Origin of the sequence: Aliidiomarina sp. B3213, assembly GCF_003290085.1 — a bacterium.
In the GTDB taxonomy this organism is placed as follows: Bacteria; Pseudomonadota; Gammaproteobacteria; order Enterobacterales; family Alteromonadaceae; genus Aliidiomarina.
Genome location: NZ_QMKJ01000001.1, coordinates 308,960 through 328,856 on the forward strand (window position 1 = coordinate 308,960; position 19,897 = coordinate 328,856).

The window sequence follows — 19,897 nt, forward strand, 5'->3', positions numbered from 1 at the left end:
TTTGTTCTATTGTCAGCTTGCTAAGACAAGGGTAATGTTTTTATTGAGATTCATATGGGAATGCAGTTATGACAGAACAAGACATGTTAGATGTAGCGTTGAAGGAAGCTCGGCGTGGCTATGAAGAGGGGGGCGTACCGGTAGGCGCTGCACTTTTTGATGAAGACGGTTCACTTTTGGGGAAAGGGCGAAATCGTCGTGTTCAAGACAACGACCCTTCTGTACATGGTGAAACAGATGCTTTTCGCAAGGCAGGTAGACAAACTAACTATCGCAATAAAACCTTGGTGACGACCTTGGCCCCGTGCTGGTATTGCTCTGGTTTAATTCGCCAATTCAATATAGGTACGGTGGTTGTAGGTGAGTCTAGAAACTTCTCTGGCCATTTAGAGTGGTTGCGAGAAGCCGGTGTTAACGTTATCGAGCTTAATGATGAACGTTGTATTGAACTTATGGCCGACTTTATCGAGCGCCGCCCTGATATCTGGAATGAAGATATTGGTGAGTGTCCTGGGCACAACAGCTAGTTGTAATGAGTTGTTACACTCTATTGGTTAACCCTTGTGCAATCTTGGATAGAATAACAATAAACCACTAATGCTCATGAGGAGCAATTTATGAAATTTTTAGCTTCCATTTTTGGGAAATTAGGAACCATACTTTCGAATTTACGTCGCTATGTTGCGCATATCTTGACGGTATTGGTTATTATCTTCGTTGTTTCAGCGATATTTTCACCGAGTGAAGAGCCGGAAGTTCCAGAGGGTGCAATGTTGGTACTCGCCCCTAAAGGAACCTTAGTTGAATTTCGGGTATCTGAAGACCCGATTCAAAAGGCTATAGAAGAAGCGCTCGGTAACGCGGCGCCTCCTGCAGAGTCGTTGTATGAACTGATCACCACATTAGAGCAGGCAAGCCAAGACGACAGAATTTCAGGGTTAGTACTTGAACTCAGTCAATTCTCGGGTGCTGGGCTAAACAAAGTAACGTTGCTTGCTGAGGCAATTCAAGAATTTAAGGCAAGTGGTAAGCCTGTTTATGCGATGGGTAGTAACTACAGCCAATCGCAATACCTATTGGCTAGCCAAGCTGACCATGTGTTTTTGAATCCACTTGGCGGAGCAATGCTGGAAGGTTTCCGTTCTGAGCGTCCTTATTTTGCAGAGCTTTTAGAGAAGCTGAAAGTAAAAGTAAACGTATTCCGTGTGGGCGATTATAAATCTGCGGTTGAACCGTACTTACTTAGCGAAATGTCTGACGAAGCTCGTGAAAACTTGAGTGGTTGGTTAAATGAGCAATGGCAGCAATATCTTGTAACGGTACAAGATGCTCGTGAAATTTCTGACCGTATGGTTTCAGGTAACTTTGAAGATTTTCTAGCTGAGCTTGAAGCGGCAGATATGGATATGGCTATGGCTGCTTTGAATACCGGTATGGTGGATGAACTTTTACACCGCGAAGAAATGCGCGAGCGTATCATTGAAGTAGCAGGTCGTGACGACGAGCATCACTCTTTTGTGCAGATTTCTCACCGCACGTATTGGCAAACTTTGCCAGACTCAGTAACGAACCAAAACTTCGAAAGCAACGGTAGTGATCAACAAGTAGCTATCATTTTTGCAAAAGGTACTATTGTAGACGGTTCTGGCCTTCCTACAGAAGTTGGTGGCGATCGTTTAGCTAGCGAACTTCGTGATGCGCGTTTTGACGACAACGTAAAAGCTGTAGTGTTACGTGTTGATAGCCCAGGCGGAAGTGCATTCGCGTCTGAGGTTATTCGTCAGGAGTTACTGAACCTTCGCGAAGCCGGTAAACCTGTTATTGCGTCAATGAGCTCAGTAGCTGCTTCAGGTGGCTATTGGATTTCTGCAGGTGCAGACGAAATTATTGCTGCGCCAAGCACCATTACTGGCTCAATTGGCGTTTTCGGTTTGATTCCAACCATAGATGAGACGCTTGCAGAGGTTGGCATCAACTTTGATGGTGTTAGCACCACGAATTACCCAGCATTTTCTCAAACACAACCGATTACTCCAGAGCTAGGCGCAGTTGTACAGGCGAGTATTGATGCGATTTACGATGACTTCTTAGACCTTGTTGGTGAAGCTCGTGGTATGACTCGTGATGAAGTGCATGCCGTTGCTCAAGGTCAGGTTTGGTCTGGCGAAAGAGCGTTAGAGCTAGGCTTGGTAGATACGCTTGGTACACTTGCAGACGCTGTTGCTCGTGCTGGTGAGTTAGCGGGGCTAGAATCACCAAAAGCTAAATGGCCAAGCTATGAACCTTCGTTTATGCAGCAGTTATTCGCTGACTTAGGTTTGGGACAGTCACACGCTGCAATGCCAGAAGTAATGGGACAAATGCGCGAAGCATATTTAATCTTCAATCAGTTTAATGATCCAAGAGGAGCTTACGTTCGTTGTATAGAATGTGAGTAAGTTTTTATCCTGATTAAGCCCTAATGCAAACTGTGCATTAGGGCTTTTTTATTACTTTTTTTAAACGTTTGGGAACTCATTCTGTAACAGCCGCTGTGTTATGATGGAGGTCGTAAAGAATCGAACGATATTACATGGAGTAATGTAAATGTTAGCAAAACGCATGACCATCATGCTGGTCCTTACCGCAGTAGTATTCGGCCTAATCTTTGGCTACAAAGCCGTGGGCAGTTACTTCATGAATGACTACTTTGACAATATGCCTATTCCTACAGTTACAACAACGGCTACCGAGGTAAAAGAAGACACTTGGTCTCGTACGTTAACGGCTGTGGGTACATTCTACCCAGTGAACGGTACTGAAGTATCGTCACAGTACCCAGGCGTTATTGAATCAATTGAATTTGAAAGTGGTGTTCAGGTTGAAGCCGGTCAAGTTCTTTTCCAACTAGATACCGAAATAGACGAAGCTGAACTAGCTCGTTTACTTGCGGCAGAAGACATTGCGCAGCGTGATGTTCGCAGACTACAACCTCTTGTGGGCGAAGGTAACGTGTCGCAACAAGAGATTCAGCGCGCACAGAGTCAGTTACAGCAAGCTCAGGCTGCAGTTAAGGCTCAGCAAACCTTAATTGATCGCAAAACAATACGCGCACCTTTCAGTGGTTTAGTGGGGATTCGCCGCGTACACCTTGGGCAATTTGTAAATGCAGGCCAAAGCTTAGTTTACCTTGAGTCTTTTAATCCTATTTACTTGAATTTCACTCTTTCTGAGCGTTTTTTGGGCACGGTGAACGAAGGTGATTCTGTTTCGATTGTCGCCGACGCTTATAACGACCAAACGTTTGTGGGAACTATTAGTGCGCTTGAACCACGTGTAAATAGTGCAACTCGTACTTTTGAAGTGCAGGCGACTGTAGACAACCCAGAGAACAAACTACGTTCTGGTTTGTTTGGCCGAGTTGAACTGACGCAAGGTGAGCCTCGCTCGGTGAAGATGATTCCTCGTACTGCTATACAGTTTAACCCTTACGGTAACGTTGTATACGTCATTAGCGAATCAGAGGAGTCGAGCTCTGGATTGTCAGTGCAGCAACGCCTGATCAGAACAGGTCAAGAGCGTGGCGATATGGTAGAGGTTATTGAAGGTTTAGAGCTAGGCGAACGTGTGGCTACGTCTGGGTTGCTTAAGTTGAGAAACGGCGTTCCAGTGCAAATAAACGATAACCCAGCGTACCAGCCACCAGAAGAGACAGCTCCAACTCCTGACAACGAGTAACAAGGAACGGTTAGTAGACTATGAAATTTACCGACATATTTATTCGTAAGCCGGTCCTTGCAACGGTTATAAGCTTGCTGATGTTCCTCGTCGGCTTGCGTGCCATGCTTGACTTGAATGTACGTCAGTTTCCAGAAATTCAAAATGCTGCTGTAACTGTTACTACAGCCTACATTGGCGCCGATGCTGACTTAGTACAGGGCTTTATTACAACACCTCTCGAGCGTGAAATTGCAGCAGCTGAAGGTATCGATTACATAACATCGTCGTCTTCAGCCGGTATGAGTACAATTCAGGCTTTCTTGCGGTTGGATTACGATCCAAATGACGCCTTAACGCAAATTGCTGCGCAAGTGAACAAAATGCGCAGTGATTTACCTGAAGACGCGCAAGAGCCGGTTGTTAACTTAAGCGTGGGCCAAGACACCGCCGCAATGTACTTGTCGTTTTTCAGCGACATTCTCGAAGGGAACCAGATTACAGACTACCTTGTACGGGTAGTGGAACCGAAGCTGGCAACGATTCCTGGTGTACAACGTGCTCAAATTTTGGGTGGCGAAACGTTCGCAATGCGGATCTGGCTAGATTCAGCGCGTATGGCTGCAATGAACGTTACCGGCTCGGAAGTTATGGGTGCACTTGGTCGCAATAATGTACTTTCAGCCGTTGGACGTACCAAAGGCCAACGTGTAGCTGTAGACGTGAATGCAGACACAGACCTACGTTCAGTAGAAGACTTTGAAGCACTGATTGTGCGTTCCGACGACGATGCGGTAGTTAGACTTGCTGATATTGCAGAAATTGAACTGGGTGCGGAAAGCTATAACGCATCGGCTCGATACAATGGCCAAAAAGCTACTTTTATCGGTATTGAAATTTCACCTGATGCCAACGCGCTTGAAGTGATTGCGCAAGTGCGTGAGGTGTGGAACAGCGAGATTATTACTCAATTGCCAGAAGGCTTGCACGCAAGTATTTCATACGACTCTACTGAGTATATTGAAAATGCAATTGACGAAGTGGTTATGACCATTGTGCTTGCTTTAGTTATCGTACTTGCCGTGATTTACGCTTTCTTAGGTTCTTTACGTTCGGTAATTATTCCTGCTGTTGCTGTACCGCTTTCGCTAGTAGGCACGTTCTTCCTCATGTTGCTGCTGGGCTTCTCGATTAACTTGCTAACGCTCCTCGCTATGGTTCTCGCCATAGGTATCGTGGTGGATGACGCGATTATTATGTTGGAAAACATTCAGCGTCATTTAGAAGAGGGCATGTCGCGAATGGAGGCATCTATTAAAGGTGCGCGTCAGTTAGCAGGCCCAATTATCGTAATGTCCACTACGTTAGTTGCCGTATTCGTTCCGATTGGGTTTATCGGTGGATTAACTGGTACGCTGTTCGTTGAGTTTGCGTTTACCCTTGCGGCTACCGTAATTCTTTCTGGTGTTGTTGCACTAACCTTGTCACCTATGATGTGCTCGCGCATGTTGCGCTCTCATCGTGACGGGTCGCAGAAACCTAAATTCGAACAGTGGCTAGACACGCGTTTTAATAACCTGAATGGACGTTATAAACGCACACTTCATGGTGCTTTAGAAACTAAGTCGGTGCTGGTTCTGTTTGGTATCTTGATTCTTATTTCATGCTACTTCTTGTTTGCGAGCAGTAGTTCTGAGCTTGAACCGCAAGAAGACTTAGGCTTTGTTTTCATGATCAGTGAAGCAGACAGTTATGCAACACTAGATTATGTAGAACAAAACACAGACCAGTTTGCTGCTCTACAACAAGACGTCGAAGAAATTGAAATGGCGTTTGTTATTAACGGCATGATGGGGTCGAACACCGCTGGTACAGGTTTGGGCTTGCAAGCATGGAGTGAGCGTGAGCGTTCAACTCAAGAAGTGTTAAATGAAGACATTCAACCTTTTGTAGACCAAATTCCAGGTTTACAGGTATTTGCGATTGTTCCTCCTTCACTTCCAAGTCCAGGTGGTGGTTTACCTGTCGAGTTTGTGGTGAGTTCAACGCAGCCTCTTGAAACCTTGCAAGAGGTCGCTAATGAAATCATGCAAGATGCGATGAGCCAGGGGCGCTTTATTATGCTCGATACTGACTTGAGCATCGACCGTCCGCGCGAAACAATCCTTATTGATCGGGAAAAAGCTTCCTTGATGGGTGTGGACATGGCGCAACTGTCTGCAGACGTTGGCTCGTTAATGGCAGGGGCCTATGCGGGAAGGTTTGCGCTGGAAAACCGTTCGTACAGAGTTATTCCTCAAGTGCAACGTGGTGAACGACTTACCGCTGAGAGCTTGAAGAACTTCTATACAAGGAACCAGCAGGGCGAGCTTATTCCTTTAGATACTTTGGTGTCTTTAGAAAGCTCTGTTCAACCAAGACAATTGAACCGCTTCCAGCAGCTAAATGCGGTGAAGATATCAGGTATTCCGAGACCAGGCGTTTCTCTGGGTGAAGCTCTGAATATTTTAGAGACTTCAGCTGCGGAAATAATGCCAGACGGTGTTGTCGTCGACTATGCAGGGCAATCGCGTCAATTTAAGACAGAAGGGCAGCAGCTTGTTGTAACTTTCTTCTTTGCGTTGGTGATTATCTTCTTGGTTCTAGCTGCGCAATTTGAATCATTCAAAGACTCGATTATTGTACTTGTGACGGTACCCATGAGTATTTGTGGTGCTTTAATCTTTGTAAGCTTAGGCTTTACCAGTTTGAATATTTATACTCAGGTAGGCTTGGTTACGCTGATTGGCTTGATTGCTAAACACGGTATCTTGATTGTGGAATTTGCTAACCAGTTGCAAGAAGAGGGCAAGTCTAAGCGTGAAGCTATAGAAATGTCTGCATCAATTCGTCTACGTCCGATTCTGATGACGACCGCGGCCACTGTACTTGCGATGCTTCCACTGTTGGTAGCTAGTGGCCCTGGTGCTGCCTCAAGATTCGCAATGGGTCTGATCATCGCATCGGGTATGACAATTGGTACTTTGTTTACATTATTCGTAGTACCGGCTATCTACATGGTGTTGGCGAAAGACAGAACACCATCGGACTCTGAAGTTGAACCTGCCGCAAGCTAAGCTTGCGGTAGCTCTTTTAGCTACTAAAGACATAAAAAAACGGCGTAAGCTTTTAAGCTACGCCGTTTTTTATTGGAGAACGTTGAAATTAATGTTCAACGCCACCTGGGCCATGAATATGACCGTGGTCAAGCTCTTCCGCAGTTGCGTCGCGTACGTCTACAACTTTAACGTCGAATGATAAGTCCATTCCCGCTAGCGGATGGTTACCGTCTACAGTAACTTCAGATTCGTTAACTTCAACAACAACTACAGACTGTTCGCCATTGTCGGTTGTTGCACGAAACTGCATGCCAGGCGTTACTTCTTGTTCGCCGAACAAGTTTTTAGGAACGGTTTGAATCAGACCATCGTGGCGCTCGCCGTATGCTTCAGCGGCTGCTACAACAGTGCTAAGCTCGTCGCCAGTTGTCTTGCCTTCTAGAGCCTTCTCAAGTCCTGGAATGAGCATGCCACGACCAAAGATGAACGCTAGTGGACGTTCTTCAGAAGATTGGTCTAACACGTCTCCATTAGGGCTCTTTACGGCATAATGAATTGTAACGGCTTTATCTTGGCTGATTGTATCACTCATGAAATCTTTTCCGTTTATTAGGGACAGCGGGTGAATTGACTGTCGTCCTGTCCCTCTACGCGACATTGTGCTGATGCTTCTAAATCGACAGACACCAGCGCAACAAGCGCGACGACCCCGTCATGATAACGTACTGCGCTAAGAATCGCACCCGCACGGCGCCAGTTTTCCCCAACTTTTGTTTGAAGTGTTTCGCCAGGTCTAGGTAATACGTCCGCGTTCCCTAAAAAGCGGCTAGCGCGACGCTTTGTTTGGCCACGATAGTGCATTCTAGCTACCGCTTCTTGTCCCAAGTAACAACCTTTTTTAAAGTTGATACCGTCGTTAACGTCAAGGTTAAACGCTTGTGGAAGTTGTTCCCCCAGCATTGTGCTTGGAACATCTATCCAATTGGTAGCGAACATGGCTTGTTGCCAAACATTATCGCTATCCTCTGATTGTGCTTTATCACTTTCTTCAACAGTTAGAGTAATACTCGGAGCTATATTCCAAATTAAGCTTTCTTCACTGTATTCAAGAGTTCCCGAATTATTTGACGAGTTGCTTGACCATGCAGCACTAAATATAAAGCGGTGGGTTTCATCGGTAATCTCAACTTTGCTAAATACTCCAAACTTTTTTAGATTAGTTAAAACCAACTCTGCGTTATCAGCGGGGAGAATAATTAAGAACTCGTCGTTAAATTTGCCCACACGAAATGCACTTAGTAATTTTCCTTGTACTGTGCAATAGCCCCCTGGAATCCAGTGACCATTTTCTAAAGTTTTCACGTTGCACGTAAGTTGGCCTTGTAGATAAGTTACCGCGTCGGCACCTGATACTTTAAGTAAATTTAAGCTTGAAACAGGAAACTTAATCGTTTCTTGGGGAAGGTGGGGACTCAAATCCATTGCTGGTACCTCTCAAATAATTTCCGTCAGTGTAACTTCTTTGATAACGAACATAAATTGTAAGACTAATGGTTAATATGGGATTTAGCTGATGAATTACAATGAAAATAAAGCTCGAAGCGATTAATTTTGATAAACTTTATGTCATCACTGAATTGACCATTTGAGGTAGGGCATGGATTTAGTTCGTCAATCAGAAGAAAAGCTAAAAGATAAACGCCGATTGCGTTGGGCGTGTCGCAGAGGCATGTTAGAGCTAGACGTGTTGTTTGAACCCTTTGTCGACGAAGCTTACGATGCACTTAGCAATGAGCAACAAGCCGTTTTCAGACGCTTAATTACCTGTGACGACCCCGACTTATTTGCCTGGTTTATGGGGCATCAGAAATGTCCTGATCCAGAGCTGGCGGGCATGGTTGAGTTGATGCTGAAAAGGGTAAAAGTTTAATCTTTGACGCGTAAATACTGGTTATTTGCTTCACAGCGGTCTGCGTTTGCTCTTAAGTTCGCAGACCTCTGTTTAGTTCTTTGTATGGTATCTGCCGTTTTTCTTATTATTTCTCCCTCACTTTCCCTACTTGGAGTCCTTTCCTCCAAGCTGCTTTTAAGAAGCTATTTAAAAGCAACCTGTATTTCACCGACATTCTTTGTTTCGGCTGAAGGAGTAGGAATGAATGACTCAGCGGACACACACTTTATAATTTTAAGGCCGGCGCTAATTACGCCCATTTGTATTTGGTTGCATGTGCGCTATCGCCGACAAACACCGCAGTGGATATTACTCTGGCGAGATCAGTACGCAATGAGAGATTGGCGACGGTTACGCCGCGTCGCCAATGATATTAACTACTAGAAGTGTATTAACGGGGTAAATTGCCCTTAGAAGGTATCAGTACCGTAGGCTCTGAAGTCGAATGAGTTTCAGGATGATCCAGTGTGTAATGTAAACCACGACTTTCTTTCCGTTGCTGTGCACTTTTTATTATAAGTTCAGCAACTTGGGCTAGATTCCTCAGTTCTAACAAGTTATTTCGAACTTTGAAGTTTGAATAGTAGTCGTGAATTTCATGCTGAAGTAACTCTACGCGGCGAGCCGCGCGCTCTAAGCGCTTATTTGAGCGCACAATGCCCACGTAGTCCCACATAAACAAACGTAATTCGTGCCAGTTATGCTGAATAATGACTTCTTCGTCAGAGTCTGTAACTTGGCTTTCGTCCCATTCAGGAAGATTTGTGGGTATCGCTATTTCAGCCATATTCTCCAGCATATGCTTTGCCGCTGCACGGGCAAATACTACGCACTCGAGAAGTGAGTTACTCGCCATACGATTCGCACCATGAAGTCCCGTATATGCCACTTCACCAATAGCATACAAGCACTCTATGTCGGTTTGTGCGTTTAGGTCTGTCATTACGCCGCCACAAGTGTAGTGGGCTGCAGGAACAACTGGCATGGGTTCGCGAGTAATATCAATATCTAGGCTCTTGCACTTTTCATAGATATTAGGGAAATGCTGACGAATAAATTCTGGTTCTTTGTGTGAGATGTCTAAATACATGCAATCAGCACCTAGACGCTTCATCTCGAAATCAATCGCGCGTGCAACTACGTCTCTGGGCGCTAGTTCTGCTGCTTCGTGAAAGTCAGGCATAAACCGTGTTCCGTCAGGGCGTTTTAAATACGCGCCTTCGCCACGTAATGCCTCGGTCAACAAAAAGTTTTGGGCTTGCGAGTGGTACAAACAAGTGGGGTGAAACTGATTAAATTCCATATTCGCCACACGACAACCGGCTCGCCAGGCCATGGCAATACCATCGCCACTCGCAACATCGGGGTTTGATGTGTATTGGTAAACCTTACTGGCGCCGCCAGTGCAAAGTGCAGTGAATTTAGCGCTAATCGTATGAACACATTCGCTTTCGCGGTCCCAAACATATGCACCCACACAACGTCTTTGCTCATTCACCGTAGCTAAAATTAGGTCTACCGCATTGTAGTTTTCGAGGACTTGAATTCTTGGGTGAGCCAACGCTTGTTCAACCAAAGTTGTTTGTACTGCCTTTCCTGTCGCGTCCGCAGCATGCAAAATTCTTCGATGGCTATGACCACCTTCGCGTGTAAGGTGAAACTTTGCGCTACCGTCGTCGGATTTTTCTTGGTCGAAAGCTACTCCCAACTCGATGAGCCATTGGAGGCTTTCTTTAGCGTGTGAAGCTGTATATTCAACAACTTCGCGATTACAAATACCTGCGCCGGCACGTAAGGTGTCCTCTACATGGGACTCAATACTGTCATTTTCGTCGAATACCGCAGCAATGCCGCCCTGAGCGTAATAAGTAGAGCCTTCTTTTAATGGCCCTTTCGACAAAACAATGACATCTGCGGTCTTAGCTTTTTGTAAAGCCAAAGACAAACCGGCTGCTCCACTTCCAATGATGAGCACATCGCATGAGTACATAGCGCAAAGAACCTTGATAAGATATTGTATGTTTAATTACTAATTTTACCCTTCATTAGAAAAAAAATGCGAACTTTTCGAAGTAGTGTGTGTCTAGATGTTACATAACGATGTAAGAGCCTGCTTCAAAGCATGGAAAACTAGGAAGTTCAGTCGAGGAGAGAGTGGGCTCTGATGAGCGAACAAGAAATTGATCAAAAGCTGGTTGAGCGAGTACAGCGAGGTGATCAACGTGCGTTTGATGTGTTGGTAAAGAAGTATCAGCACAAAATAATGAGTCTTGTGTCTAGGTACGTAAAACAACCTGGTGACGTAGCCGACGTGGCGCAAGAAACATTTATAAAAGCGTATCGTGCACTCCCTAATTTTAGAGGTGAAAGTGCGTTTTATACCTGGCTGTATCGTATTGCGGTGAATACATCGAAAAATTATTTAGTTTCAAGGAGTCGTAAACCTGTCGGTTCAGACGTTGATATTGAAGACGTTGAATTTATGGAGCAAGGACAGGCATTAAAGGAAATCGCAACGCCGGAAAGCTTAATGATGTCTGATCAGCTAAAGCAGACTGTGATGAAGGCGATAGACGATTTACCAGATGACTTAAAACAAGCGATTACTCTGAGAGAGCTTGATGGGCTGGGGTACGAAGAGATCGCACAAACTATGGACTGTCCTATTGGGACCGTTCGTTCAAGGATATTTCGAGCGCGTGAAGCCATTGATGAACGCATTCGGCCCTTGTTAGATCAAGAGTAAACGATTTGAGGATCTTGAATATGACCAAACATCAACATGAGCATCTTTCAGGCTTAACGGACGACTTTGAAGTTACGTCTGAAAGTGTTGATGCGCTAGTCGAAAGTAGTGAACAGCGAGAAACATGGGCGCGCTACCATGTATTACGCTCGGCGATTCGCGGAGAGTACCATGGTGGACCTGTTGATATTTCTGCAGCTGTAGCCAGCGTGGTAGAGCAGGAGCCTCCAATTTTGGCCCCTAACTCTGGTCGCAAAGCCGTTGTTAATTTTAAACAATGGCTGAAGCCAGCAGCCAACGTTGCTGTTGCCGCGAGCGTGGCACTTATTACGGTTGTTGGCGTAATGCAGTATCAACGTATTGACGATGGTTCAACACTGGGAACAACGGGTAGCGCTGAGGTTACAAACCAAGCCGCAACTCCTGTGCTGCAAACTATGCCGCTTGGGGGAACGATAAACCCAGTAAGTTATGACGCAGTGGTACCACAGCAAAGCCAGTATTCAGAACAAGATATAGAGCGTATGCGTATGCGTATGCAAATTCAGTCTTATCTGCAAAACCACTATATGCAAGTTCAGTCTCAGCAGGTTTCTGAGCCTGAAACTTCAGAGCTTGAAGAAGAGCAGAACAATCCATAGTTTTAGCTAGGGTATGAGGTTTTAGTTTTTGATGCGTAGTCGAATAAGTTGCTTTTTATTCACTGTTGTTGGTGTGGTTATGCTGCTGCAACCAACAGCATTTGCGCAATCTGAAGACGAATTGCCGCAACAAGACCCGCCACAACGTTTAGATGCACGTGAAGCCGGGGAAGCCTGGTTTTCACGCATGCAAGAAGCCCTGAGAACACTAAATTTTTCAGCAAAATTTGTAGCCATAGACCCGTTTGGAATGCAGATGTACCGTTGGCTGCACTCGGTTAATGCGGAAAATGGTGAAGTAGAAGTGCTGGAGCAGCTTGACGGTCCACCTCAACCCATAATTCGCGTTAATAATCGCTTGTCTTACTTTCAGTCTGTGGGAGATTCATATTCGACCGAGGGGTCGCACATTATAGGTCCATGGCCTGAAGGTATTCACACTCCCGTTTCTCGTCTTTCCTCGTCGTACGACATCGTCCTTGCGGGTGGGGTGCGTGTTTTAGATACCCAAGCGATTCATGTTCGATTACTTCCAAAAGATGCGGAGCGCTACAATTATTCGTTTTATATTGACCGTAACACTGGCATGTTACTTGGTGCGAAAACGTTTGCGCCTCAGGGAGAGTTGCTCAGCCAAGTTTTACTTAGCCACTTTGAATATCAACAACACCCGATTGAAGATTTAGAGCGCTCAGTTTCTGAGGTTCAAATGCCTAGAATGCTAAGTACAGGGCGCGAATCGGATTCAACCCAAAGTTGGGTGGTTGAAGGTAAGCCTATTGGTTTTCAGCTAGTGAGGCAGCAAATGGTAGAGCTTTCACCCTTTACCTCTCTAGCCGACCATATGCTGTTTTCTGATGGCATGACCCAGTTTTCTGTTTATGTGAACTCTGGTGAAGAGCGACCCGCGCCGGTGCGTGTACAAAGCCTATATTCCGTGGTTTCGGTGGATAAAGGACCCTTTACGGTAACCGTTGTCGGCAAAATTCCTATTCCATTGGCAGAGCGAGTTGCCCGGTCTGTTGAGAGGGTTAACGGTCAATGATTAGAGAACTTGGAATAGTTTCTAGCATTCAAGGTCAACACATTGAAGTTAAAACTCAGATCAAGTCAGGCTGTTCAGGGTGCTCACACCAAAGCCATTGTGGTACCGGTTTATTGAGTAAAGCTATGCCGCACAGAGAGGGTATAGTGTCGGTGTATTCAACGGAGCCATTGCAAATTGGTGACAGTGTTGAGCTATTGATACCCGAGCAAGATATGATGGTTTTTTCTTTTCTTATGTACGGGTTGCCGCTTGTCGGACTCGTTGTAGGAGCATCATTAGGATACTGGCTGCAACCACAGGAAGAGCTCACAAGTATTTTGCTGGGACTGTTGGGTAGCGGATTAACTTTTGGGCTGCTGAAAGCCTATTTCAGACGCCGTGATATTCGGATTCAAAAGTCCCTTTCCATAAAAGCTGTCGATTAGCGTCGGCTTTGATTGTGGTAACTTGCAAAAGTCAGTAAAATTCCCGCCTAAGAAATTGAAACGGTTTCATTCTAAACCGTGTTTTCATCGTGATTGAGGTATGCATGAGCCAACAAGGCATCGCTAAAGAGAATATCCGTAACTTTTCTATTATTGCCCATATCGACCACGGTAAGTCGACGCTTTCCGATCGTCTTATTCATTTTTGTGGCGGGTTAACGGATCGTGAGATGGCCGAGCAAGTTTTAGACTCGATGGATATTGAACGTGAGCGTGGAATTACTATCAAAGCGCAAAGTGTGACGCTTTATTATGATGCGGACGACGGTGAACGCTATCAACTTAACTTTATCGATACGCCGGGTCACGTTGACTTCTCGTACGAAGTGTCTCGTAGCCTTGCTGGTTGTGAGGGTGCGCTATTGGTTGTTGATGCCGCGCAGGGTGTGGAAGCGCAAACTCTAGCGAACTGCTACACCGCAATAGACATGGACCTTGAAGTCGTTCCTGTACTGAACAAAATTGACCTTCCACAAGCCGATCCGATGGCTATCGCGCAAGAAATTGAAGATATTGTAGGTATAGAAGCAGTTGACGCGGTTCAGTGTTCAGCGAAAACCGGTATCGGAATTAAAGAAGTGCTTGAGCGCATTGTAAAACAAATTCCTTCACCGAAAGACGATGCAGTAGACGAAGAGCCACTGCAAGCTCTAATCATCGATTCTTGGTTCGACAATTATCAAGGCGTTGTCTCCTTAGTGCGTATCAAAAAAGGCGTACTTCGCGTTGGCGAAAAGATGAAGGTTATGTCGACGGGCCAGGCGCACTTAGTGGATAAAGTGGGTATTTTCACACCAAAACAAACTGAAACGGGTGTACTTCGTGCTGGTGAAGTGGGCTATGTCATTTCCGGTATAAAAGACATTCATGGTGCGCCAGTAGGCGATACGTTAACCCACGCCAAAGTTCCAGCTGAAAAGCCGTTGCCAGGCTTTCAGAAGGTTAAACCTCAGGTGTACGCGGGTATGTTCCCGATAAGCTCTGATGATTACGAGAACTTCCGCGATGCACTTGATAAGTTAAGCCTGAACGATGCGTCGTTGTTCTTTGAACCTGAAAATTCAAGTGCTTTGGGTTTTGGTTTCCGTTGTGGCTTCTTGGGTATGTTGCACATGGAAATTATTCAAGAACGATTAGAGCGTGAATATGACATTGACCTTATCACTACCGCACCAACAGTAGTTTATAAAGTGCAAACTACTGACGGTAAAGAACTTAAGGTGGATAACCCTGCATATTTACCGCCGGTAAACGACATCGAAGAAATCTATGAACCTATTGTTGAAGCTAATATTTTAGTGCCACAAGAGCACGTGGGTAACGTTATTACACTTTGTGTAGAGAAACGTGGTGTGCAAAAAGACATGGGCTATCACGGTAAGCAAGTGGCTTTAACCTACGACCTACCCATGGCTGAAGTTGTGATGGACTTCTTTGACCGTTTGAAGTCGACCAGTAGAGGTTATGCGTCACTTGATTATCATTTCAAACGATTTGAACCATCAGACATGGTTAGGGTCGATATAATGATTAACGGTGAACGTGTAGATGCCTTAGCCATGATTTGTCACCGTAGCATTAGCCAGTCGCGCGGTCGTGAGGTGGTGGAGAAAATGCGAGAGCTTATTCCGCGCCAAATGTTTGATATCGCAATTCAAGCGGCAATTGGTAACCACATTATTGCGCGAAGCACGGTAAAACAATTGCGTAAAAACGTAACCGCAAAGTGTTATGGTGGTGACGTAAGCCGTAAGAAAAAACTATTACAGAAACAGAAAGAAGGTAAGAAGCGCATGAAGCAGTTAGGGAATGTTGAAGTTCCTCAAGAAGCATTTCTTGCTGTACTTAAAACCGGAAAGTAGGGCAAGGGAGCCTGTTGAATGACGACTTTTTATTTTTCTCTGATCCTTGTTTTAGTGACTGCTTTGACCGGGCTTGTGTGGCTATTCGACCACTATTTTTTGAAGCCTAAAAGACAACAAGCAGTTGCTAACGTTGAAGAGCAAACCGGACATAAACTTTCAGAAGACGACGCCAGAGCTGTGGCGCCTGAGCCGGGCATCGTAGAGTTTTCACGTTCTGCTTTTCCAATTATCGCGTTTATTCTTATTATGCGCTCGTTCGTGTATGAGCCTTTTAGAATTCCGTCAGGTTCTATGATGCCTACTTTATTGGTAGGTGACTTTATTCTGGTGGAGAAATTCCGCTACGGTGTTCGAGAGCCATTAACCCGTCATGAAATCTTCTCTACCGGGCTTCCAGAGCATGGCGACGTAGCCGTATTTAAATACCCTTTAGAGCCGGATATCGATTATATAAAGCGTATTATTGGTTTGCCGGGAGACAAGATTGTTTACCGTGACAAGAAGTTTTACGTGGAGAAGGCGTGTGCTCCCGAGTGTTTAGGCGAGAATCAGGTAGAAATAGAGCAAAACTTTGTCGCTGAAGGTGAGTATTTTCAAGGCCGCGTACCGTTACGAACCTTTAATGAGTCGCATGGTGATGCAGATTACAACGTGCTTCTTAACCCTGCCGCAGGTTCGCAGTTAGGCGGCTTTTATAACCAACCAGGTACACGCCGAGGCGAATGGATTGTGCCAGAAGGGCATTATTTCGCCATTGGTGACAACAGAGACAACTCTAGAGATAGCCGCTTTTGGGGATTCGTGCCACAAGAAAACTTAGTGGGCCGAGCGGTGTTTGTGTGGTTGAGTTTAGAATTTGATCACGCGCCAGACTCTAAGTTGCCGGGTTGGGTTCCTACCGGCATTCGTTTTGAACGTTTGGGGAGAATCGATTGAAGCTCTCAACCATCCAGTTGAATGTACTTTCTAGCGCAATCGGCTATACCTTTAAGAATAAAGATTTATTGTACGAGGCTTTAACGCACAGAAGCGCAGGCCCAGTGCATTACGAAAGACTAGAGTTTTTAGGTGACTCGTTATTAGGCTTTTTTATTGCTGAGGCGTTGTACCAGAAGTTTCCGAAAACAGACGAGGGCGACTTAAGCCGTATGCGAGCGTCGCTCGTTTGTGGTCCGATGCTGGCGAAGATAGCTAAGGAATTTAATCTTAGTGAATACCTCAACCTTGGCCCTGGGGAATTAAAAAGCGGCGGCTTCCGCAGAGAGTCGACATTGTCAGATGTGGTGGAAGCCTTAATCGGCGGCATGTATTTAGACAGTGGTTTGGACGTTTGTAAATCGATTGTTTTGTCTTGGTACCGTGAGCGCCTCGAGAAAATTCAGCCAGGTCAGAGCCATAAAGATCCAAAAACTAGACTGCAAGAGTGGCTGCAGTCGAGACAGTTTGACTTACCTGACTATGTGATTGAGTCGACAAGTGGCAAGGCCCACAATCAAAAATTTACCGTTTCTTGCTCTATTCAACCTATTGAGAACAAGCTTGTAGGCCAAGGTACGTCGAGAAGAAAAGCAGAGCAAGACGCAGCGTCTAAAGCTTATGCGGCAATTGAAGCGAAAATCGCGAACGGAGAGCTGAAATGACCGAACAAGAAAAAACATACAATGGGTTTATAGCGATTGTTGGTCGCCCTAATGTAGGTAAATCAACATTACTAAACCAATTGCTTGGTCAGAAAATCAGTATTACCTCTAAGAAAGCGCAGACTACCCGTCACCGAATTATCGGTATCGACACGGAAGGGCCTTACCAAACCGTTTATGTAGACACGCCTGGATTACATCAGGACGAGAAACGCGCTATAAACCGATTAATGAACAGAGCTGCCAGTAGTTCTATTGGCGACGTAGAGCTTGCATTGTTTGTGGTTGAAGGCACGAAGTGGACTAGCGATGACGAAATGGTGCTTGAAAAGTTACAGCAAGCAAAACGTCCTGTTGCCCTAATTATCAATAAAATTGATCAAATTAAGAAAAAGGATGAGTTACTTCCTCATATTGCAGCACTGAGCAAGCGTTTTGACTTTGTTGATATTTTGCCGATGAGTGCGAAAACGCCAGATCATATTCCTCAGTTGAAAGCGATTGTAAGAAGGTTCCTTCGCGAAGGTATGCACTTCTTCCCGGAAGATTACGTAACAGACCGTTCTGTTCGTTTTATGGTGGCAGAAACCGTTCGTGAGAAGTTGATGCGCTACACCGGTGATGAATTACCATACTCAACAACGGTAGAAATCGAAAAGTTTAATGAACAAGCGTCGGGCGTTATTTTAATCCATGCACTAATTTTGGTGGAACGCGAAGGCCAAAAACGCATGGTTATTGGTAATAAAGGCAGTAAATTAAAGATGGTTGGTCAGGACGCGCGCAGAGATATAGAGCGCTTGCTACAGAACCAAGTGAACCTGCAATTATGGGTGAAGGTTAAATCTGGTTGGGCCGACGACGAGCGAGCACTGCGTAGTTTGGGGTATGGAGAGGAATAATGCCTCGAGGTGTTATTTTGCACCGTTGGCCGTTTCAAGAAACTGGCTTCATTGTTGAAATTTTCTCCGATACTCTTGGCAAGGTTCGTGCTGTAGCAAAGGGCGCTAAGCGCCCTAAGTCTCCTTGGCGTGGTGTATTGGAACCATTCCAAGTGCTCGACTTCGACCTTACTGGGCGAGGCGAACTTAAAACCTTAACGCGTGCTGAAATTTCGAAGAACTTTAAGCTAAGTGGCACGTACCTATATAGTGGTTTCTATTTAAATGAACTATTGCAAAGGTTATTGCCAGAGCAATATGTTCAAGAAACACTGTTCCAAGATTACCTTTCAACGTTGCAACTTCTGCATGAGCAAGTCATGTTAGAAGTAGTTCTGCGCAAATTTGAATGGTGTGTGCTAGAACACTTAGACTTAGATTTCTCTTGGCAATCGGATGCGGAAACACAAGAGCCTATTAAGCCCAGCGGTTATTACAGGTTTGTACCCGAAGTTGGCTTCGTCGAAATTATGGGTGCTACAGATGCAAATGACTTTTCCGGTGAGGAAATTCAGGCGTTGGCTAAATTTGAATTTAGTGATGAGAATCAATTGCGTAGATATAAACAGCTTATGCGTTGGGCATTGCAACCTTATTTGGGTAGCAAGCCGCTACATAGCCGAAACCTATTTAAACCACAAAATTAAGAGTGGAGCGTAATGGAAGAAGTTAAATTAGGCGTGAACATCGACCATATAGCAACGTTGCGTAATGCGCGTGGTGTTGCATACCCTGATCCTGTTTATGCGGCTGCTATTGCAGAGCAGAATGGTGCTGACGGTATTACTATTCATTTACGTGAAGATCGCCGACATATTAAAGATAGAGACGTAGTACTTCTAGCTGAAACCATTCAAACCAGAATGAATCTGGAAATGGCAATGACCGATGAAATGGTTGATATCGCCTGTAAAACCAAGCCTGCTTTTGTGTGTTTAGTTCCTGAAAAGCGGGAAGAATTAACAACTGAAGGTGGTTTAGACGTATATGGACAACTAGAGCGTACACGTGACGTAGTCGCTCGCTTGTCGGAAGCGGGTATTCTGGTGTCGCTGTTTATTGATGCCGATAAGCGTCAAATTGAAGCTGCGAAAGAAGTGAATGCACCGTATATCGAGTTGCATACAGGCCATTACGCGGAAACCTCGGGCGAGGAGCAACAAAAAGAACTTCGCCGTATTCAAACTGGCGCCAGAGACGCGCATCAGCTTGGTTTAGTAGTTAATGCTGGACACGGCCTTCATTACCATAACACCCGTGCTATCGCGCAAATTCCAGAACTTTACGAGCTTAATATTGGACACGCGATTATTGCCAAGTCAGTATTTAGCGGTTTAGCCGGAGCAGTTCGCGAAATGAAAGACCTACTCATTGAAGCGAGGAAAGTGTGAGCGTTAAAGGTGTTGGAACTGATATTGTTGCAGTAGCCAGAATTAAGTCGGCGTATGAGCGTCAGTCATCTTTTGCTGAACGTATTTTAACGCCTCACGAACTTGAGGAAATGACTGAGGTACGTGACCCGGAACGTTTCATTGCTAAAAGGTTTGCGGCGAAGGAGGCATGCCTTAAAGCGCTCGGAACCGGATTAGCAAAAGGAATGTCGTGGCAGGACATTACCATATCCCATACTAAAGAGGGCCAGCCCCTCATAAAATTGACGGGGCAGGCAGAAATTCGAGCAAAAGACTTGCAAGCAACACAGTTTCATTTGAGTATTAGTGATGAGACAGATTTTGCAGTTGCATTTGTAATTGCGGAGCAAGCGTAAAAAGTTGTAGTGAGGTTT

20 protein-coding genes are annotated in these 19,897 nt (G+C 45.2%); 17 read left to right on the forward strand and 3 right to left on the reverse strand.

Features of this window, described 5'->3' with window-relative positions; all coding sequences use genetic code 11:
* The first annotated feature begins 68 nt into the window (after positions 1-68).
* From DQX04_RS01505 to DQX04_RS01520, 4 genes are all read left to right on the forward strand, one after another.
* Positions 69-527 (forward strand): nucleoside deaminase, encoded by a 459-nt coding sequence (locus DQX04_RS01505; protein ID WP_111914034.1) that lies wholly within the window; start codon positions 69-71, stop codon positions 525-527.
* A gap of 90 nt (positions 528-617) precedes the next feature.
* Positions 618-2,438 (forward strand): signal peptide peptidase SppA, encoded by a 1,821-nt coding sequence (sppA, locus tag DQX04_RS01510; protein WP_111914035.1) that lies wholly within the window; start codon positions 618-620, stop codon positions 2,436-2,438.
* Positions 2,439-2,586: 148 nt separating this feature from the next.
* Positions 2,587-3,717 (forward strand): efflux RND transporter periplasmic adaptor subunit, encoded by a 1,131-nt coding sequence (locus DQX04_RS01515; protein WP_111914036.1) that lies wholly within the window; start codon positions 2,587-2,589, stop codon positions 3,715-3,717.
* Between the two features lie 20 nt (positions 3,718-3,737).
* Entirely contained in the window at positions 3,738-6,812 is a 3,075-nt protein-coding gene (locus DQX04_RS01520; protein WP_111914037.1) for an efflux RND transporter permease subunit, read from the forward strand.
* Between the two features lie 88 nt (positions 6,813-6,900).
* Here DQX04_RS01520 and DQX04_RS01525 read toward each other — a convergent pair whose 3' ends face one another.
* Together DQX04_RS01525 and DQX04_RS01530 are read right to left on the reverse strand one after the other, a co-directional pair.
* A complete protein-coding gene (locus tag DQX04_RS01525; protein ID WP_111914038.1) occupies positions 6,901-7,386 on the reverse strand; it encodes a peptidylprolyl isomerase in 486 nt (161 codons plus the stop codon).
* A gap of 17 nt (positions 7,387-7,403) precedes the next feature.
* A complete protein-coding gene (locus DQX04_RS01530; protein WP_111914039.1) occupies positions 7,404-8,276 on the reverse strand; it encodes a folate-binding protein YgfZ in 873 nt (290 codons plus the stop codon).
* Between the two features lie 175 nt (positions 8,277-8,451).
* Between DQX04_RS01530 and DQX04_RS01535 the strand changes: the two genes are divergently transcribed.
* Both DQX04_RS01535 and DQX04_RS12595 read left to right on the forward strand, forming a co-directional pair.
* On the forward strand, positions 8,452-8,724 hold the full coding sequence (locus tag DQX04_RS01535; RefSeq protein ID WP_111914040.1) for a succinate dehydrogenase assembly factor 2: 273 nt from the start codon (positions 8,452-8,454) through the stop codon (positions 8,722-8,724).
* A gap of 3 nt (positions 8,725-8,727) precedes the next feature.
* Entirely contained in the window at positions 8,728-9,129 is a 402-nt protein-coding gene (locus tag DQX04_RS12595) for a protein YgfX (protein ID WP_368665638.1), read from the forward strand.
* Between the two features lie 7 nt (positions 9,130-9,136).
* On the opposite strand, the gene nadB is transcribed toward DQX04_RS12595, so the two are convergent.
* Entirely contained in the window at positions 9,137-10,735 is a 1,599-nt protein-coding gene (gene nadB, locus DQX04_RS01540) for an L-aspartate oxidase (RefSeq protein ID WP_111914041.1), read from the reverse strand.
* Between the two features lie 174 nt (positions 10,736-10,909).
* Between nadB and rpoE the strand changes: the two genes are divergently transcribed.
* From rpoE to acpS, 11 genes are all read left to right on the forward strand, one after another.
* Positions 10,910-11,491 carry an RNA polymerase sigma factor RpoE gene (gene rpoE / locus DQX04_RS01545; RefSeq protein ID WP_111914042.1) on the forward strand — a complete coding sequence of 194 codons (582 nt, stop codon included), beginning with the start codon at positions 10,910-10,912 and terminating at the stop codon, positions 11,489-11,491.
* Positions 11,492-11,511: 20 nt separating this feature from the next.
* Positions 11,512-12,132 (forward strand): sigma-E factor negative regulatory protein, encoded by a 621-nt coding sequence (locus DQX04_RS01550; RefSeq protein ID WP_111914043.1) that lies wholly within the window; start codon positions 11,512-11,514, stop codon positions 12,130-12,132.
* Positions 12,133-12,163: 31 nt separating this feature from the next.
* On the forward strand, positions 12,164-13,177 hold the full coding sequence (locus tag DQX04_RS01555) for a MucB/RseB C-terminal domain-containing protein (RefSeq protein WP_111914044.1): 1,014 nt from the start codon (positions 12,164-12,166) through the stop codon (positions 13,175-13,177).
* Complete coding sequence (locus tag DQX04_RS01560; protein WP_111914045.1) at positions 13,174-13,605, forward strand: SoxR reducing system RseC family protein; 432 nt, start codon at positions 13,174-13,176, stop codon at positions 13,603-13,605. The genes DQX04_RS01555 and DQX04_RS01560 overlap by 4 nt, the downstream gene beginning before the upstream one ends.
* Before the next feature lie 104 nt (positions 13,606-13,709).
* Positions 13,710-15,527 (forward strand): translation elongation factor 4, encoded by a 1,818-nt coding sequence (gene lepA / locus DQX04_RS01565; protein WP_111914046.1) that lies wholly within the window; start codon positions 13,710-13,712, stop codon positions 15,525-15,527.
* A gap of 18 nt (positions 15,528-15,545) precedes the next feature.
* Complete coding sequence (gene lepB / locus DQX04_RS01570) at positions 15,546-16,466, forward strand: signal peptidase I (protein WP_111914047.1); 921 nt, start codon at positions 15,546-15,548, stop codon at positions 16,464-16,466.
* Entirely contained in the window at positions 16,463-17,170 is a 708-nt protein-coding gene (rnc, locus tag DQX04_RS01575; protein ID WP_207801070.1) for a ribonuclease III, read from the forward strand. Before lepB ends, rnc begins: the two co-directional genes overlap by 4 nt.
* Positions 17,167-18,072 carry a GTPase Era gene (gene era / locus DQX04_RS01580; RefSeq protein WP_111914048.1) on the forward strand — a complete coding sequence of 302 codons (906 nt, stop codon included), beginning with the start codon at positions 17,167-17,169 and terminating at the stop codon, positions 18,070-18,072. The genes rnc and era overlap by 4 nt, the downstream gene beginning before the upstream one ends.
* Positions 18,072-18,758: a DNA repair protein RecO gene (gene recO / locus DQX04_RS01585; RefSeq protein WP_111914049.1), complete on the forward strand. Its 687-nt coding sequence runs from the start codon at positions 18,072-18,074 to the stop codon at positions 18,756-18,758. Before era ends, recO begins: the two co-directional genes overlap by 1 nt.
* Positions 18,759-18,770: 12 nt before the next feature.
* A complete protein-coding gene (pdxJ, locus tag DQX04_RS01590) occupies positions 18,771-19,502 on the forward strand; it encodes a pyridoxine 5'-phosphate synthase (RefSeq protein WP_111914050.1) in 732 nt (243 codons plus the stop codon).
* A complete protein-coding gene (gene acpS / locus DQX04_RS01595; RefSeq protein WP_111914051.1) occupies positions 19,499-19,879 on the forward strand; it encodes a holo-ACP synthase in 381 nt (126 codons plus the stop codon). The genes pdxJ and acpS overlap by 4 nt, the downstream gene beginning before the upstream one ends.
* Positions 19,880-19,897: the final 18 nt, after the last annotated feature.

What these genes read in the sequence shown, in the direction of transcription:
- DQX04_RS01505 (WP_111914034.1), top strand. Translation starts at nt 69, where the DNA reads ATGACAGAACAAGACATGTTAGATGTAGCGTTGAAGGAAGCTCGGCGT.
- sppA (WP_111914035.1), top strand. Translation starts at nt 618, where the DNA reads ATGAAATTTTTAGCTTCCATTTTTGGGAAATTAGGAACCATACTTTCG.
- DQX04_RS01515 (WP_111914036.1), top strand. Translation starts at nt 2,587, where the DNA reads ATGTTAGCAAAACGCATGACCATCATGCTGGTCCTTACCGCAGTAGTA.
- DQX04_RS01520 (WP_111914037.1), top strand. Translation starts at nt 3,738, where the DNA reads ATGAAATTTACCGACATATTTATTCGTAAGCCGGTCCTTGCAACGGTT.
- DQX04_RS01525 (WP_111914038.1), bottom strand. Translation starts at nt 7,386, where the DNA reads ATGAGTGATACAATCAGCCAAGATAAAGCCGTTACAATTCATTATGCC.
- DQX04_RS01530 (WP_111914039.1), bottom strand. Translation starts at nt 8,276, where the DNA reads ATGGATTTGAGTCCCCACCTTCCCCAAGAAACGATTAAGTTTCCTGTT.
- DQX04_RS01535 (WP_111914040.1), top strand. Translation starts at nt 8,452, where the DNA reads ATGGATTTAGTTCGTCAATCAGAAGAAAAGCTAAAAGATAAACGCCGA.
- nadB (WP_111914041.1), bottom strand. Translation starts at nt 10,735, where the DNA reads ATGTACTCATGCGATGTGCTCATCATTGGAAGTGGAGCAGCCGGTTTG.
- rpoE (WP_111914042.1), top strand. Translation starts at nt 10,910, where the DNA reads ATGAGCGAACAAGAAATTGATCAAAAGCTGGTTGAGCGAGTACAGCGA.
- DQX04_RS01550 (WP_111914043.1), top strand. Translation starts at nt 11,512, where the DNA reads ATGACCAAACATCAACATGAGCATCTTTCAGGCTTAACGGACGACTTT.
- DQX04_RS01555 (WP_111914044.1), top strand. Translation starts at nt 12,164, where the DNA reads ATGCGTAGTCGAATAAGTTGCTTTTTATTCACTGTTGTTGGTGTGGTT.
- DQX04_RS01560 (WP_111914045.1), top strand. Translation starts at nt 13,174, where the DNA reads ATGATTAGAGAACTTGGAATAGTTTCTAGCATTCAAGGTCAACACATT.
- lepA (WP_111914046.1), top strand. Translation starts at nt 13,710, where the DNA reads ATGAGCCAACAAGGCATCGCTAAAGAGAATATCCGTAACTTTTCTATT.
- lepB (WP_111914047.1), top strand. Translation starts at nt 15,546, where the DNA reads ATGACGACTTTTTATTTTTCTCTGATCCTTGTTTTAGTGACTGCTTTG.
- era (WP_111914048.1), top strand. Translation starts at nt 17,167, where the DNA reads ATGACCGAACAAGAAAAAACATACAATGGGTTTATAGCGATTGTTGGT.
- recO (WP_111914049.1), top strand. Translation starts at nt 18,072, where the DNA reads ATGCCTCGAGGTGTTATTTTGCACCGTTGGCCGTTTCAAGAAACTGGC.
- pdxJ (WP_111914050.1), top strand. Translation starts at nt 18,771, where the DNA reads ATGGAAGAAGTTAAATTAGGCGTGAACATCGACCATATAGCAACGTTG.